This is a genomic window from Aeromonas rivuli (genome assembly GCF_000820045.1).
Lineage (GTDB): Bacteria > Pseudomonadota > Gammaproteobacteria > Enterobacterales > Aeromonadaceae > Aeromonas > Aeromonas rivuli.
Genome location: NZ_CDBJ01000016.1, coordinates 82487 through 97202 on the forward strand (window position 1 = coordinate 82487; position 14716 = coordinate 97202).

The window sequence follows — 14716 nt, forward strand, 5'->3', positions numbered from 1 at the left end:
ACAAATATGTATATACAATTAAAATCAGGCGAGCCAACCCATGGCGATGGCCAGATGGCCCACGCCCCCGGCCAGCAGCAGGCCCAGCAAGGTACGAATGAGCCAGATCGCCAGCAACTGACCCACCCCGAGCGGGATCTTGGTGGCGAGGATGCAAGGGATAGAGGCAGACAGGAAGAGCACTGAGCTGACCGACACCACGGCCGCCACGAAGCGCACCAGCAGATCCGCATCCTTGAGCAGGATGGCGGGCAGGAACATCTCCGCCAGCCCAGCGGCCAGGGATCGCGCCGCCACCATGGGTTCATTCATGTCGAGCAGCCAGGTGATGGGCAGGAAGATCCAGCCGATCACATCGAACAGGGGGGTGTGCTGAGCCAGCAACAGCCCCATCAGCCCCACCGAAAGGATGGAGGGCACCACGGCCGCCGCCATCTGCACCCCATCGCGCAGGTTATCCAGCAACTGTCGCCAGGTGGCTGGCGCTTGCCGGGACTGGTTCAGACCCGCGGCCATGGCCGCCTGCCAGCGATTCATGCCGACGGGCAGAGGATCGTCCTGGCTACCGGCATCATCGAGGCGCGAGATGGGGGGAATGCGGGCCGTGATGGCAGTGATCAGGAAGGTGATGACCAGGGTCGACCAGAAGTAGAAGTTCCAGTAGGGCATCAGGTTGAGGGTCTTGGCGACGATGATCATGAAGGCCGCCGACACCGTCGAGAAGCCGGTCGCGATGATGGCCGCTTCGCGCAGGCTGTACTTGCCCGCCAGATAGACCCGGTTGGTGATGAGTAGGCCGACCGAGTAGCTGCCGACGAAGGAAGCGACCGCATCGATGGCGGAGTGACCGGGAGTGCGCCAGAGGGGACGCATGATGGGCTGCATCAAGACGCCAATCAGCTCCAGCAGGCCGAAGCCAAGCAGGAAGGTGAGCGCCAGGGCACCGATGGGAACGATCAATCCCACCGTCATCGCCAGCTTGTCGAACAGGAAGGGCAGACGATCCGGGGTCATCAGCCAGGCCGGGCCCACCCCGGTCAGGTAGACCACCGCCAGTCCCAATCCAAGCAGCTTGAAGACGGTCAGCACCCTGTCGATGGGGCGGGCACGCCAGCTGCCATTAAACAGAGGCGCGCAGGCGCCGTAGAGGATAAGCGCCATCACCAGGCTGACCGCCAGGGTGCGCTGCGCCACGAGCTGACTCGCCAGATGATCCACCAATATGGTGCTCTTGCCCCCCAGCTCGAAGGGCACGAAGAAGCTGCCGATGCCGATGATAGCGGTGATGATCAGCTTGAGGGCCGTACCGGCCCCCGTGCTGGGTGCCATGACCTGTTCCCTTTCCATCTTGTCTCTCCCTGTTGTCTTGACTCAGTGTTGACTCACCCTGGTGGGTCGTCTGCGTGGACGACCTTAAATGTATATACATATCTACACCAGTTCACCGAGAAGGACAAAACAAAAAATTAACAGGTTTGAAACATTGGGATCCCCGTTGGATCCCGGCAGGATCCCAGGCCAAAAACAACAAAGGCCCACGAGGGGCCTTGTTGTCGAGCCTTGGGCTCAGGACATGCGGGTCTGGGATCTCAGCTTGTAACGGGATCCCGGCGACAGCAACCGGGCGTAGGAGACCAGTGCCCCTTCCGACCAGGTGCGTCTGTGGAGCAGCAGACAGGGAATATCGACCCGGATCTGCAAGAGCCCCGCCTCCCCCGCACTCGGCAACACCGCCTCGACCACGTGCTCCATCTCGGAGAGCGGGCAGACCTCCATCAGGTAACGGTTCGGGGTCTGGCGCGTGAAGTCCTGCTCCCCGTAACCGGGCAACTGCCGGGCATCAACGAAACGCTCCTCAAGCTGCAGCGGCTCCCCATCGGCCTGATGGACGATCAGGCTGTGAAAAATGGGGGCACCGACTCGCAGACCCAGCTGCACCGCCACCTTCTCATCAGCGGCCTGACGTTCGAGGCGGATCACCCTGGCGCTGTACTCGGCACCCTGCTCCGCTATCTCGTCCGCTATGTTGCGAATGGCGAGCAGGGTCGACTCGGTGCGCCTGTCTGCCACGAAGCTGCCGGAGCCTGCGGTGCGGTTGAGCCAACCCTCGGCCACCAGTTCGCGCAGCGCCTTGTTGACCGTCATCCGGCTCACGGCAAACTGCTCGCACAGGGCGGCCTCGGTCGGGATCCTGTCTCCCGCCTCGTAGTGGCGCGAGCGAATGCCGTCGAGCACGTGTTGCTTGATCTGCAAATAGAGCGCGGGGGCCAACGGCAGCGTCCTCAGCGACGGCGATGGGGCGGACGCTTGTCCGGCCAGGCGCGATAGACATCGGGGATCTGATCCGGCCCGCTGATGCAGAGATCGAGATCGTGCAGCAGACCATCCTTGATGCCGTAGATCCAGCCATGCACCGCCAGCTCCTGACCCTTGCGCCAGGCGTTCTGGATGATGGTGGTGTAGCAGACGTTGGCAACCTGCTCGGCCACGTTCAGCTCGCACAGGTAGTCGAACCGCTCGTGCTCATCCTCGATGGCCTCGAGCTCTTCGCCGTACTTGAAGTAGACGTCTTTGATGTTGCGCAGCCAGTTGTCGATGAGCCCCAGCTCCTGGTTCTGCATCGCCGCCTTGACGCCGCCGCAACCATAGTGGCCGCAGATGATGATGTGCTTCACCTTGAGCACCTCGACCGCATATTGCAGCACCGAGAGGCAGTTGAAGTCGGTGTGCACCACCAGGTTGGCGACGTTGCGGTGGACGAAGACGTCTCCCGGCAGCAGTCCCATCAGCTGGTTGGCGGGTACCCGGCTGTCGGAGCAACCGATCCAGAGGTATTCGGGGGCCTGCTGGGCGGAGAGGGTAGCGAAGAAATTCGGATCCTCGGCCTTGATCCGCTCCGCCCACTCGCGGTTGTTGGTAAACAGGTCGTTCAACAGTTTCACTATCTGCTCTCCCTACTGTGGCAGTGGCGGCAACATAACATACACAAGGGTAACCAAGGCAAGGCCGACCAGATGCTCTCGAAACAAAAACAGGGCCATCAGGCCCTGTTTTGTCGATGAAGCATCACGCCACCATGGCGTCTTTCAGCTTCTTGAGTGCGTTCTTCTCAAGCTGACGGATCCGTTCGGCGGAAACGCCATAGCTGTCGGCCAGTTCCTGCAGCGTGGTCTTGTTGTCATCATCCAGCCAGCGTGCACGAATGATGTGCTGACTACGCTCGTCCAGGGTCGCCATGGCCGCACTCAGACGACGGGTGGCATGTTTGTCCCAGTTGTCGTTCTCTATGGTCGCGGCCAAGTCGGAGGACTTGTCTTCCAGATAGTGAACGGGGGCGAAGCCAGCTTCGTCATCTTCGTCACCGACCAGGTCAAACGCCTGATCGTAGTTGCTCATCCGCGCTTCCATCTCGGTCACGTCGCTGACCGAGACACCCAGCTCATCGGCGACAACCCGCGCCTCATCATGACTGAACCAGCCCAGACGCTTCTTGGATTTGCGCAGGTTGAAGAACAGCTTGCGCTGGGCCTTGGTGGTGGCCACCTTGACCATGCGCCAGTTACGCAGTACGTATTCGTGAATTTCGGCCTTGATCCAATGCACGGCGAAAGAGACCAGGCGCACACCGACGCTGGGGTCGAAGCGCTTGACCGCCTTCATCAGACCTATGTTGCCTTCCTGTACCAGGTCTGCCTGGGGCAGACCGTAGCCGGCATAACTCTTGGCAACGTGAACAACAAAGCGCAGATGCGACATGACCAGCTGACGGGCAGCCTCGAGATCGCCACCCTGCTGCAACCGCATCGCCAGCTCACGCTCCTCTTCCGCGCTGAGCACGGGGATAGCGTTAACGGCCTGGACATAACCTTCCAGACTGCCTTGGGGGATAAGGGCCATAGTGCGTTGCAATGAAGTTCCCATCTTTTACCTCTTACTCTTCAGTCGCGCCAGTCTAGCATCCTCACCGAGGCTGTCTAGAAAGCGACGACTATTCTGCGGCCTGAATCAAGTACTGAACCAAGTCAGAACCCGACACATATTAGGAATGCGGGATGAATCAAAAATGAACAGCCAAAAAAAGGGGGTCACAGTGAAGGACCCCCGAAAAGTAGCATGCTAAGTCCATTGTTGCGGAGCTCGCAACCTTCACATGCTTGCCAAGTCTGACGAGCGGGGGTCTTACGCCACACCCGTATAAGTTCGATTTTAAGACTGCGTCACGTCAAAAAGGTTCCACGGATCTTGAGAAGATCCTGGCGATCATTGACGTCCAGATTACTCGCTGAACGCCTCCTGTGCCAGAAAGGGTCACTTTTTTACTTGATCCAGCTCGCAAAATCCAGCGAGTTTTGTCTAAAAATGGGTCAAGAAGGCTCGATATCACGAATGTGACGGTGGACCGAAAACCAGGAAGCGATGAGTCCAAGCAGTGCCCCGAGCAGTATCAGGTTGATACCGTCTACCCCGCCCATGCCGACCAGGCGGAAATGGCTGTTGTAGAGACCGGCCAGCTCCTTGACCACCCCCTCGCTCCAGATCACCATCACCTCGGTCAGCCACCAGGCCAGCATGCCGCCGATGACGCCGTACCAGATGCCGGTATAGAGGAAGGGTCTGTGGATGAAGGCATCGGTCGCCCCCACCAGCTTGAGCACTTCGATCTCGGATCGCTGGTTGAGGATATTCAACCGCAAGGTGTTGCCGACGATGAGCAGCACGGCGGAGAGCAGCAGCACCGCAATGCCGGTGATGGTGTGGCGCAGCAGGTTCATGATGCCCTGCAAGCGGGTCAGCCACTGCAAGTCCAGCTTGCCCTGTTCGATACCGGGTTCATTCTCCAGCTTGGCGAGCAGCTCGGCCGCCCCGTCCGGGTTCTGCCAGCGCGGATCCGGGATCACGCTCAAGACAGGTGGCAGCGGGTTGCTGTCCAGATAGTCGAGGGCATCGCCAAAGCCCGAGATCTCGCGAAACTCCTTGAGCGCCTCATCCCGGTTCATGTAGGTCACCGACTCCACCTCGGGGTAGAGCTGAATGCGCTGCTTGAGCTCCTGAATGTTCTGCTCCGGCAACTCTTTGCGCAGGTAGAGGGAGATCTGCGAGCTATTCTGCCAATTGCCCTCCACCAGCTCGGCATTCTTGAGCAGCACATGGAAGCAGGAGGGCAGCGCCAGGCTCACACCAAGCACGGCCAGGGTCATCAGGGAGGCGAGCGGGTTACGCCACAGCTCGCCCAGACTCGCGAACGCCTGGCGCAGGTGATCGACCCAATACATGACGAAGCGGCGCAGCAGGGGCTGCTTGTGACGCACGATAGCCATCAGTAATCCTCCTGCTGGGAGTGCATTCGTCCCGCCTTGAGCGTGAAGGTGCGATAACGCATGCGGGCGATGAGCCCGAGATCATGGGTGGCGATGAGCACAGAGACCCCGAAGCTGTTGAACTCCTCGAACAGGCGCATGATGTCCATGGAGAGTTGCGGATCCAGGTTGCCGGTCGGTTCATCGGCCAGCAGCAGCGGTGGTTTGTTGACGATGGCGCGAGCGATACCGACCCGTTGCTGCTCCCCTCCGGAGAGCATGCGCGGCTGGTAGCGCTCCTTGCCGAGCAGCCCCACCTTGTCCAGGGCCGCCGCGACCCGCTTGTTGATGTCCCCATGGCTGTAGCCATCGATCACCAGCGGCAGCGCCACGTTGTCGAACACGGTTCTGTCCATCAGCAGTCGGTGATCCTGGAAGATCATGCCTATTTGACGGCGCACATAGGGGATCTGGCGGCGCTGGATCCGGCTCACATCCTCCCCATGAAAGAAGACGCGGCCATCTGTGGGCCGCTCCATCACGCTGATGAGTTTGAGCAGGGTGCTCTTGCCTGCCCCGGAGTGACCGGTCAGAAAGCCCATCTCCCCCTTGCGCAGGTGAAAGTTCACCTTCTGCAGCGCCTGATGGCCACCGCTGTATACCTTGCTGACCTGATCAAAACGAATCATCTCTGGCCCCTGAAGCTGAACGGGCCCCTTCTGCGGGGCACTGGAGAGAGCAAGAGGCCGCCCAAGGCGGCCCGGCTTGCTTATTCGTCGCGGCTAAACAGCGCCTCGATGAAGTCATTGGCAACGAAGGGACGCAGATCGTCTATCCCCTCACCCACCCCGATGAAACGGATGGGGATCTGGAACTTGTCCGCCACCGCGAAGATGACGCCACCCTTGGCGGTACCATCGAGCTTGGTGAGGGTGATACCGGTCAAGCCCACCGCCTCTTTGAACAGCTTGGCCTGGCTCAGGGCGTTCTGGCCCGTGCCCGCGTCCAGGGTCAGCATGATCTCGTGAGGGGCCTCCTCGTCGAGCTTCTTCATGACCCGCACCACCTTCTTGAGCTCCTCCATCAGGTTGCTCTTGTTCTGCAAGCGACCGGCGGTGTCGGCGATCAACACATCGGCGCCACGGGAACGGGCGGCCTCGATGGCATCATAGATGACGGAGGCAGAGTCGGCGCCGGTATGCTGGGCGATGACCGGCAGGTTGTTGCGCTGGCCCCACACCTGCAACTGCTCGACGGCGGCGGCACGGAAGGTATCACCGGCGGCCAGCATGACGCTCTTGCCCTCGGCTTGCAGCTGCTTGGCAAGCTTGCCGATGGTGGTGGTCTTGCCCACCCCATTCACGCCCACCATGAGGATCACATAAGGCTTCTTGCTGGTATCGATCACCAGGGGCTGCTCGACCTTGGCCAGCATCTCGCCCATGTCCTGTTTGAGCAGGCCATAGAGGGCTTCGCCATCCTTGAGCTGCTTGCGGCTGGCGTGCTGGGTCAGGCTGTTGATGATGCGGGTGGTGGTATCGACCCCGAGATCCGCGGTAAGCAACTGGGTCTCCAGCTCCTCGAACAGCTCATCATCAATCTGCTTGCCACTGAACAGGCTGAAGAAACCAGAGCCTATGTTCTCCCTGGTACGTACCAGGCTGCGCTTGAGACGGGCAAAGAAGCCCTCCCGCTGCGGCTTGGCCTGAGTATCATCGGCCACATCCGCCGCCAGAGGGAGCGCGGCCAGGGCGGCGGCCTCCTGCTCGGCGGCAACGCGAGCGGCCTCCTGCTCGGCAGCAACGCGAGCCGCTTCCTGCTCGGCGGCAACGCGAGCCGCTTCCTGCTCGGCGGCAACGCGGGCAGCTTCCTGCTCGGCGGCAATGCGAGCCGCTTCCTGTTCGGCGGCAACGCGAGCGGCCTCCTGCTCGGCGGCAACCCGAGCTGCCTCCTGCTCGGCGGCAACGCGAGCGGCCTCCTGCTCGGCGGCAACGCGAGCGGCCTCCTGCTCGGCAGCAACGCGAGCGACTTCCTGCTCGGCGGCAACGCGGGCAGCTTCCTGCTCGGCGGCAATGCGAGCAGCCTCCTGCTCGGCGGCAACGCGGGCAGCTTCCTGCTCGGCGGCAACGCGAGCGACTTCCTGCTCGGCGGCAATGCGGGCAGCTTCCTGCCCGGCGGCAACGCGAGCAGCCTCCTGCTCGACGGCAACGCGGGCAGCTTCCTGCTCGGCGGCAACCTTGGCCGCGTCTTCCTCCGGGCTCAGCAGCTCAGGATTGACGATGACGGGCTCCAGGGAGCTGGCGCACTCTTCGATCACCAGGGGCGCAGTGTTGAGATCCTCAGCCAAAGGATCGAGCAGGGGGTCTGCGTGCGGCAGGGAAGTCTCGCCGGACTCAGCGGAGATGACGTCGGTCGATGGGGAAGAAGTGGCGCTGGCGCCATTTTGGGTGCTGACAGTCTCGGATTGGGGTGTCTGTGGTTGGACAACCTCAGCCTCTTCTTTCTTGCGGCCGAACCCCAGCCAGGAAAACAAACCTTTTGCCATTTTTAAAAATACTCACTTCGTTGGCTGACTGCTAAGATAGCCGTCCCTCGGTGGGTCGGCATAAAAATGAACCGCCTTATACTATCACTTTATTTTCTGACGACGAAACGCGATGCCCAGAGTGAAATCCAGTCAAAACAGCCCGGCCCAGCGCCCGGGAGCCAAGGGTAAATCCGGCTTTGTCCGTATCATCAGTGGCCAATGGCGTGGTCGCAAGCTGCCGGTGCAGGATGTGGAGGGACTCAGACCCACCACGGACAGAGTCAAGGAGACCATCTTCAACTGGTTGGCCGCCCATGTCCGCGGCAGCCGCTGTCTCGACCTGTTCGCCGGTAGCGGGGGGCTGGGCCTGGAGGCGCTGTCGCGCTACGCCGAGCAGGTCACGCTGGTCGAGATGGACAAGGGCGCCGCCGATCAACTCAAGAAGAACCTGGCGGCGCTGGGCAGCAGCCAGGGTGCGGTGATCCAGTCCGACGCCATCCACTGGCTGCAAGGCCCCGTCACCCCTTTCAATCTGGTGTTTCTCGATCCGCCCTTTCGCCGTGAGCTGCTGCCGCAAGTGTGCGAGCTGCTGGAGCAACGGGGTTGGCTGGCAGCGGGTGCGCTCATCTATCTGGAGCGGGAGAAGGAGTTCGACGATCTGGTGCTGCCCGGCAACTGGCAATGTCTCAAGGACAAGCAGGCCGGTCAGGTCTGCTATCAGCTCTATGCAAGGAGCACCCCGGAGGCCTCTGCCTAAACGGTGTCTCATTGACGCGAGTGACTATGGTTGAACCACTGGGCCGCCTCTGCGTAAGATCTGTTCGATATTGGTGCTATTCAAGGGAGTTATACGATGGGACGTCTGCTTAATCTGCTGGCCATGGGCCTCACCCTCTTCTTCTGGTTTGGAGTCATCGTCAGTCTGGTGGTGACCCTGCCCGGCAAGCTGAGCAGCTTCTTGCCCATCTGCGGCGTCATAGTGGCGCTGATGCACTGGGTACAGGCCAGCATGATCCGCGCCGCCTGCAAGCCCCACTTCTTCGTGACCAACAGTGAATTTGTGCAGGTGCTGATCTTCGGCGTCTTCGGCATGCGCGACATCCGCGCCCGGCTCAAGGCCATTGTGGAGGCGGGCAGCAAACCGCAGTCATAAAAAAACCGGGTTGCCCCGGTCATCAATCTTGTCTGGAAGGCCTGCTTGTCAGGCCTTCTCTTTTTTACCGACGCTGAGGCCCAGCTTGATGGAGAGCGCGGCCAGCAACAGCAGCATCATGATCAGCGAGAAGAAGTTGCTGCCAAGCTCGGGGTACTGCACTTTTTGCAGCGCCGCATGACCAAAACCGCCGATAAAGAAGCTGAGCCAGACGCAGACCGGCGTATTGCCTTCCATGGGTTCGCTCACATAGCAGCGATAGAGCTGATGGGCCGCCAGCAGGAAGGCGATGATGGGGAAGAAGGAGAAGGGCACGGGATCCGATACCAGCACAGCGAGGCTGGCGTCACCACAGATGCCGACCAGAAGGGCCAGCAGCAGGGGGCGTTTGGGAATGGTGTTGATGTCATGCATGGGGAAACTCCTGTTGGCTCCTGACGGTTGACTCAAGACATGGCCTCGCGGCGGCGCTGATGCTGTAGCTCGGCGCCCATGGCGATCATCCGCAGCTGGCGCACGGTGCGATCGGCCAGGGCCCGGCACTCTTCACTGCTCATATCCAACGCATCGGCACCGGCGCTGAAGACGATGGTCACCATGGCCTCGGCCTGGATATAGGCCTCCTCCCGTGGCGCCCCCGACGTGGCTTCCAGATAGTCGGTCAGCTCGGCGATGAAGTGCTGTATCTCCCGGGCGACCGCCTGACGAAAGGCAGCCGACGTGCCGGAGCGCTCGCGCAGCAGCAATCGGAAGATATTGGGATTGTTTTCGACAAATTCCATGAAGGTCGAGACAGAGGTGATGATCACGCCACCGCCACCGGCGATCCGTTGTCGCGCCTGACGCATCAGCTGGCGCAGGGTCAAGCCCCCCTCATCGACCAGGGTCAGCCCCAGCTCTTCCATGTCACGGAAGTGACGATAGAAGGAGGTTGGCGCTATGCCTGCCTCCCGCGCGACTTCTCGCAGACTCAGGTTGGAGAAGCTGCGGTTGGCACACAGCTGGCTGAACGCAGCGTCGATCAGCGTACGCCGGGTCTTTTCTTTTTGCTCTGCGCGAATACCCACGAAAACAGTCACCTTCCACGTATCGAGGCCAAATGATAACCCGAAGGCGGGTCAGGCTGTCACTTTTTTACCATTGACCCGCCGCCGGGTTGCACAGAGAATAGCGCACAGCTGTTAGCTGAAAAGGACACTCCGAATGGAACGCCCACCCATTATCATCTCCAACACCCTGCTGTTTGCCCTGACCGGGCTGACGGCTCTGATTGCCGTGCCCTGGTACGGTCTGACCCATGGCTTCGATAGCTGGCAATGGGCCAGCTTCCTGGTGCTGTTTTGCTATTGCGGCATCTCAATTACCGCGGGCTATCACAGACTCTGGTCCCACAAGACCTACAAGGCGCACCCGGCGCTGCAGTGGCTGTTCGCCATCGGCGGCGCCCTCGCCCTGCAGAACTCGGCCCTGCACTGGTCCTCGGATCACCGCCGCCATCACCGCAACGTAGATGACGATCATCAGGATCCCTACTCCGCCAGCCGCGGCTTCTGGTACTCCCACATCGGCTGGATGCTGCGGGAATACCAGGGGGATCGCTATCACGACTACAGCAATGTGCGGGATCTGCAGAACAACCCCGTCGTTGCCTGGCAGCACAAACACTATCTGGCGCTGACCCTGGCCACCAACATCTGCATCCCGCTGCTGCTGGGGCTTATCCATGGCGATCTGCTCGGCATGCTGTTGCTGGCCGGGGTGCTGCGCATGGTGATGACCCACCACACCACCTTCTTCATCAACTCCCTGGCCCACATCTGGGGCAGCCAGCCGTTCACGGATCGCAACAGCGCCCGCGACAACGGCATCCTCGCCTTCTTCACCTTCGGTGAGGGCTATCACAACTACCACCACCTGTTCGAGAACGACTACCGCAACGGCATCCACTGGTGGCAGTTCGATCCGACCAAATGGTTGATCCGCTGCTCCGCCTGGCTGGGGCTGGCCAGGGATCTGCGTACCTGCCCGGAGGAGCGCATCGAGCAGGCACGGCTGCAGATGCAGCTCAAACGCGCCCATGCCAAGCTGCAAAAACGCGACGACATGGAGATGTGGCAGACGCTGCTGCAGGAGGAGTACGACAAGCTGAGCCAGCAGTTGCAGCACTACTACGCCAGCCGCAAGCGCCTGCTCGAAGAGCGTAAACGCAAGGCTCTGGCCCGCTACGATGCCCTCAAGCTGCAGCTCGAATACCGCAGCCTCAAGGGCGGTTTCCGGGTCAGTCGCCGCAACTGGAATCGCCTGCTGGCCAACCTGGCCTGAGCGCGCAATCGACAATAAAAAGAGCAGGCCCCAACACGGGGCCTGCTCTTTTTCATGGCATGGATGACTGCCGGGCAGCCTGCCCCCAGCTATCGACGAGAGGCTCAGCTCGGGCCAATGGCCAACGGTGGCGGGAAAATCCCATAAAAAATGGGGCGACATCTGCATGTCACCCCCTCGCAAATAGCATGTTCCATATTGGAATCCAATTCATCAATCACGCACCTGACTCCCGGGTTTCCGCTCCCTCGAGACGAGTGCCCACAGGAGCGATCCCATGGGTTGAATTGACGTTTCTTCTTCCACAACCCGGCGAACCGGGCTGTTTGTCCTTGCGATTGAAATCTTACTCAGTTCGTCATCGAAAAAACGTTTCGCCAGCATCCCGCCCCCCCGCATGTCCCCACACTCATCCGCTCCATGTTTTTATTTATGTTTAAAAACAGATGGTTGAAATCTAGCCTATGGCGTTATTGCTGCCTGCCTCGCCAAATGGCTTACAAGGCTTTGCGAGATCTCGCACAAGGGAGGGGCGAAAGCGCTACAGCCAGGGACGCAGCGGCAGCCAATGGCTCAGGCGGGCGATCAGGCGCCGCCACCAGGAGGAGACGGGATCGGGCTCGGCGGTCACCCCTTGCCAATGGGTCAGCCAGGCCTGCAGCTCGGCGCAGAGCGGCCCGCTATTGAGGCGCAGCATCAGTTCGGTGTTGAGGTGAAAGGAGCGCGGATCCAGATTGAAGCTGCCGAGCAGGGCCTCCCGCTCCCCCAGCAAGATCAGCTTGGCATGCAGGCTGAGCCCGCTGCTGGCCGGCAGCTCGGCCAGTCCGATACCCTGGCGCAACAACCAGGGTCTGTGGCGATAATAGGCACCATGCACCAGGGGCACGTCCGTGCTGGCCAGGGAGTTGGTGAGCAGCCTGATGGCGATCCCCTGTCGGCGCAGACGCTGCAATTCACGGCGCAGGCCCCGGGTCAGGATGAGGTAGGGACTCACCAGTTGCAGCATGCCCTGACACTCCCCCAGCCGTCGCCACAGGTAGCGGGCCGTGCCAGGCCGGGAGACCAGCCCCTTGCCAGGCCGGTCGAACAGCACCTCGGCCCGGCCCGGATGCCAGGTCAGCGGAGCCGGATCCTCAAACAGATCAGCGGGCAGATCGTAGATGGCAGCAACGGTGGGCTCGGTGAGGCTGAGCAGGAAATCGTTGATCACTCCCGCCTCCATCCGACCGGGACGACGGCGCAGCAAGCGGCGAACAGGTTGGCTCCAGCGGCTACACCAGAACTGATCGAATCCCTGCTCCAGTGACTGGCAGAGGGGGCCCCGGCAGCCAATGTCCAGATCGAGGAAGTGGGGACCGGTGCCCAGGCCGAAGTAGGCATCGCCGATGTTGCGCCCCCCCAGAATGCCGGTATTGCCATCCACCAGCAGCAGCTTGTTGTGCATGCGGTGATTGAGGCGACGGAAGCTGAAGCAGGCCTCCAGCAGCAGCGCCAATGGCCGCCAGCCCCTCAACCAGAACGGATTGAACAGCCGCACCTCGATGCCGGGCTCGCAGGCCACCATCTCCAGGAAGCGATTCTCCCCGGCGTAGAGATCGTCGATAAGCAGCTGCACGCGCACCCCGCGCCGGGCGGCGCACAGCAACTCGGCCAGCAGCAGCTTGCCGCTGCCATCCTCGGCCCAGCTGTAATACTGGGCCTGAACTCGGCTACGGGCGGCGCGGATCAGGGCCAGACGCTGTTTCAGGGCCAATGACGGCTCGGCCAATAGCACGAATTCCCCTTCCTTCACCCTGCCCCCTCGTCATCGCCTTGTCATGGTCATGGCCCATATAGTGACAGAACTGGTCGCCATAAGGAGCCCCCATGAACCTCAGCCAGCAGGCGTCACATCCTCCCGCTTGTCCGCCCCGCCATCAGCCTGAATGGCCATTGCCTCTCTGGTTTCTCCACCATCCGGATCCGGACCTCAGAGAGACCCGCATCAGTGCTGAGCGGTGGTGGCTTCAATCGCTGCGGCCTTGCCCTCTATCTGGGGCAGGCTGAACCGGTAGGCGACATAGTATTTGTAGATGGTGCCCACATAGTTGATGGGGCCCTGTCCCACCTCCTTGGCCACCAGCTGTTCGACGTTGCCAAACCAGACATCGGGATCCAGCCCCTGGTCTGCGGCCTTGTCCCGCAAGCTCTGCAACCGGTTAGGTCCGGCGTTGTAGGCGGCCAGCGCCAGCAGGTGACGATTGAGCACATCTATCTTGGGATCCTGGAAATAGGTGTCGAGCAGGAAGCGCAGATAACGGCAGGCTGCCTCCACATTGCCCTCCAGGGTGGCCAGCCTGGCGCCATTGATGCCCACCTCTGCGCCAGCCACGGGCCGCAGTTGCATCAGGCCTATGGCCCCTCCCGGGGAACGGGCGCCGGGATCCAGGCCAGACTCCTTATAGGCCAGCGCCGCCAGCATCAGCCAGTCCAGCTGATACTGCTTGGCATACTTCTCCAGCACGGTACGAATGCGGGTCAGACGGGAGAGCCGTTCGGTGGCAAGCAGGTTGCTCATGGGATCGCTCTGACTCAGCAGGCGCCGCAGCATGAGATCGCTGTAGAGGCGCCGGCTGTCGGTCTTTGCCAGGTAGCGGTTGGCGGCATCCAGCAGCCCGGTGCTGTGCTTGGGCAGCGCCCAGGCACTCTTGCCGTTGTCACGCAGGGGCACCAGCTTGTGCGCCTTGAGGCCGGGCAACATGTCGAGCCAGATCCGCCCCTTGAAGCTGTCGGTCACCGTCAGCGGCACCAGACCGGCGGCCACCATCTCCAGCAGATCGCCATCCTGCAGGTATTCGGGCACTGTCTCGATATAGACGGGGGGCAGGCCCAGCTCCCGCAGCAGACGATTGAGATGCTGCAGGCTCTCGTAATAGCTTGAGCTTTCGCGCACCCAGATGCGTCTGCCGGAGAGTTGGGTGATGCGGTTGAAGGCGGGCAGATCCTTCTGACTCACCACCCACTCCTCGATGGGCGCTATCACCGGCTGGGTAAAGCTGACCTGTTCCAGGCGCCCCTGGGTCACGGTGAGGTTGGCCGCCACCATGTCGCCACGCCCCTCGGCCAGATAATCGAGCAGCTTGTCCTGGCGTACCGGCACGTAGACCACCTTGAGCTTGATGGGATCCTTGGCCAGATAGGTTTGATTGAGCCAGCGTTCGAAGCCTTGCAGCTGATTGACCAGCACCCCGCGCTCCAGCCCCTTGTCAAAGAAGAAGAAGCCGCGCTCATAGACCACCAGGGCCCGCAACTCCTTGCGCTGCAAGATATTGTCGAGATCCCCTGGCTGAGGGAGCAGGTGCGGCTTGAGATCCGCCGCCAACAGGGGGAGAGAGAATAACCAGGCCAGCAGAGCCCATAACCATAGCCGCATCTATT

14 protein-coding genes are annotated in these 14716 nt (G+C 61.3%); 3 read left to right on the plus strand and 11 right to left on the minus strand.

The window, feature by feature from the left end:
- Nucleotides 1-24: 24 nt before the first annotated feature.
- From BN1130_RS02380 to ftsY, 7 genes are all read right to left on the minus strand, one after another.
- Nucleotides 25-1329, minus strand: coding sequence for a YjiH family protein (locus BN1130_RS02380; RefSeq protein WP_370736596.1), 1305 nt, complete (start codon nucleotides 1327-1329; stop codon nucleotides 25-27).
- Between the two features lie 237 nt (nucleotides 1330-1566).
- The gene (hutC, locus tag BN1130_RS02385; protein WP_042040051.1) at nucleotides 1567-2271 is read right to left on the minus strand and encodes a histidine utilization transcriptional repressor HutC; all 705 of its coding nucleotides are present in this window, start codon (nucleotides 2269-2271) and stop codon (nucleotides 1567-1569) included.
- Between the two features lie 11 nt (nucleotides 2272-2282).
- Nucleotides 2283-2942 (minus strand): carbonate dehydratase, encoded by a 660-nt coding sequence (gene can, locus BN1130_RS02390; protein WP_042040052.1) that lies wholly within the window; start codon nucleotides 2940-2942, stop codon nucleotides 2283-2285.
- A gap of 124 nt (nucleotides 2943-3066) precedes the next feature.
- On the minus strand, nucleotides 3067-3921 hold the full coding sequence (rpoH, locus tag BN1130_RS02395) for an RNA polymerase sigma factor RpoH (protein WP_042040053.1): 855 nt from the start codon (nucleotides 3919-3921) through the stop codon (nucleotides 3067-3069).
- Nucleotides 3922-4364: 443 nt separating this feature from the next.
- Entirely contained in the window at nucleotides 4365-5318 is a 954-nt protein-coding gene (ftsX, locus tag BN1130_RS02400) for a permease-like cell division protein FtsX (RefSeq protein ID WP_042040056.1), read from the minus strand.
- On the minus strand, nucleotides 5318-5986 hold the full coding sequence (gene ftsE / locus BN1130_RS02405) for a cell division ATP-binding protein FtsE (RefSeq protein WP_005892754.1): 669 nt from the start codon (nucleotides 5984-5986) through the stop codon (nucleotides 5318-5320). The genes ftsX and ftsE overlap by 1 nt, the downstream gene beginning before the upstream one ends.
- Nucleotides 5987-6066: 80 nt before the next feature.
- Nucleotides 6067-7842: a signal recognition particle-docking protein FtsY gene (gene ftsY, locus BN1130_RS02410; RefSeq protein ID WP_042040058.1), complete on the minus strand. Its 1776-nt coding sequence runs from the start codon at nucleotides 7840-7842 to the stop codon at nucleotides 6067-6069.
- Between the two features lie 112 nt (nucleotides 7843-7954).
- Here ftsY and rsmD point away from each other — a divergent pair, with 112 nt between their 5' ends.
- Complete coding sequence (gene rsmD, locus BN1130_RS02415) at nucleotides 7955-8581, plus strand: 16S rRNA (guanine(966)-N(2))-methyltransferase RsmD (RefSeq protein ID WP_042040060.1); 627 nt, start codon at nucleotides 7955-7957, stop codon at nucleotides 8579-8581.
- Nucleotides 8582-8677: 96 nt separating this feature from the next.
- Nucleotides 8678-8977: a DUF1145 domain-containing protein gene (locus tag BN1130_RS02420; RefSeq protein WP_042040061.1), complete on the plus strand. Its 300-nt coding sequence runs from the start codon at nucleotides 8678-8680 to the stop codon at nucleotides 8975-8977.
- 48 nt (nucleotides 8978-9025) lie between these two features.
- Here the strand turns inward: BN1130_RS02420 and BN1130_RS02425 are convergent, their stop codons facing one another.
- Together BN1130_RS02425 and fabR are read right to left on the minus strand one after the other, a co-directional pair.
- Nucleotides 9026-9391 (minus strand): YijD family membrane protein, encoded by a 366-nt coding sequence (locus BN1130_RS02425; protein WP_042040062.1) that lies wholly within the window; start codon nucleotides 9389-9391, stop codon nucleotides 9026-9028.
- 32 nt (nucleotides 9392-9423) lie between these two features.
- Complete coding sequence (gene fabR, locus BN1130_RS02430; RefSeq protein WP_042040063.1) at nucleotides 9424-10044, minus strand: HTH-type transcriptional repressor FabR; 621 nt, start codon at nucleotides 10042-10044, stop codon at nucleotides 9424-9426.
- Nucleotides 10045-10180: 136 nt separating this feature from the next.
- On the opposite strand from fabR, the gene BN1130_RS02435 reads away from it, so the two are divergent.
- The gene (locus BN1130_RS02435) at nucleotides 10181-11299 is read left to right on the plus strand and encodes a fatty acid desaturase (RefSeq protein ID WP_042040065.1); all 1119 of its coding nucleotides are present in this window, start codon (nucleotides 10181-10183) and stop codon (nucleotides 11297-11299) included.
- Between the two features lie 541 nt (nucleotides 11300-11840).
- Here the strand turns inward: BN1130_RS02435 and BN1130_RS02440 are convergent.
- Together BN1130_RS02440 and BN1130_RS02445 are read right to left on the minus strand one after the other, a co-directional pair.
- Nucleotides 11841-13091 (minus strand): phospholipase D family protein, encoded by a 1251-nt coding sequence (locus tag BN1130_RS02440; RefSeq protein WP_042040067.1) that lies wholly within the window; start codon nucleotides 13089-13091, stop codon nucleotides 11841-11843.
- 192 nt (nucleotides 13092-13283) lie between these two features.
- On the minus strand, nucleotides 13284-14711 hold the full coding sequence (locus BN1130_RS02445; RefSeq protein WP_042040070.1) for an MltF family protein: 1428 nt from the start codon (nucleotides 14709-14711) through the stop codon (nucleotides 13284-13286).
- Nucleotides 14712-14716 lie beyond the last annotated feature (5 nt).

Excerpts from the sequence above, each read along its gene's own strand:
- BN1130_RS02380 (WP_370736596.1), bottom strand. The coding sequence starts at position 1,329 with ATGGCACCCAGCACGGGGGCCGGTACGGCCCTCAAGCTGATCATCACC.
- ftsE (WP_005892754.1), bottom strand. The coding sequence starts at position 5,986 with ATGATTCGTTTTGATCAGGTCAGCAAGGTATACAGCGGTGGCCATCAG.
- BN1130_RS02425 (WP_042040062.1), bottom strand. The coding sequence starts at position 9,391 with ATGCATGACATCAACACCATTCCCAAACGCCCCCTGCTGCTGGCCCTT.
- ftsY (WP_042040058.1), bottom strand. The coding sequence starts at position 7,842 with ATGGCAAAAGGTTTGTTTTCCTGGCTGGGGTTCGGCCGCAAGAAAGAA.
- rpoH (WP_042040053.1), bottom strand. The coding sequence starts at position 3,921 with ATGGGAACTTCATTGCAACGCACTATGGCCCTTATCCCCCAAGGCAGT.
- BN1130_RS02445 (WP_042040070.1), bottom strand. The coding sequence starts at position 14,711 with ATGCGGCTATGGTTATGGGCTCTGCTGGCCTGGTTATTCTCTCTCCCC.
- BN1130_RS02420 (WP_042040061.1), top strand. The coding sequence starts at position 8,678 with ATGGGACGTCTGCTTAATCTGCTGGCCATGGGCCTCACCCTCTTCTTC.
- ftsX (WP_042040056.1), bottom strand. The coding sequence starts at position 5,318 with ATGGCTATCGTGCGTCACAAGCAGCCCCTGCTGCGCCGCTTCGTCATG.
- BN1130_RS02435 (WP_042040065.1), top strand. The coding sequence starts at position 10,181 with ATGGAACGCCCACCCATTATCATCTCCAACACCCTGCTGTTTGCCCTG.
- rsmD (WP_042040060.1), top strand. The coding sequence starts at position 7,955 with ATGCCCAGAGTGAAATCCAGTCAAAACAGCCCGGCCCAGCGCCCGGGA.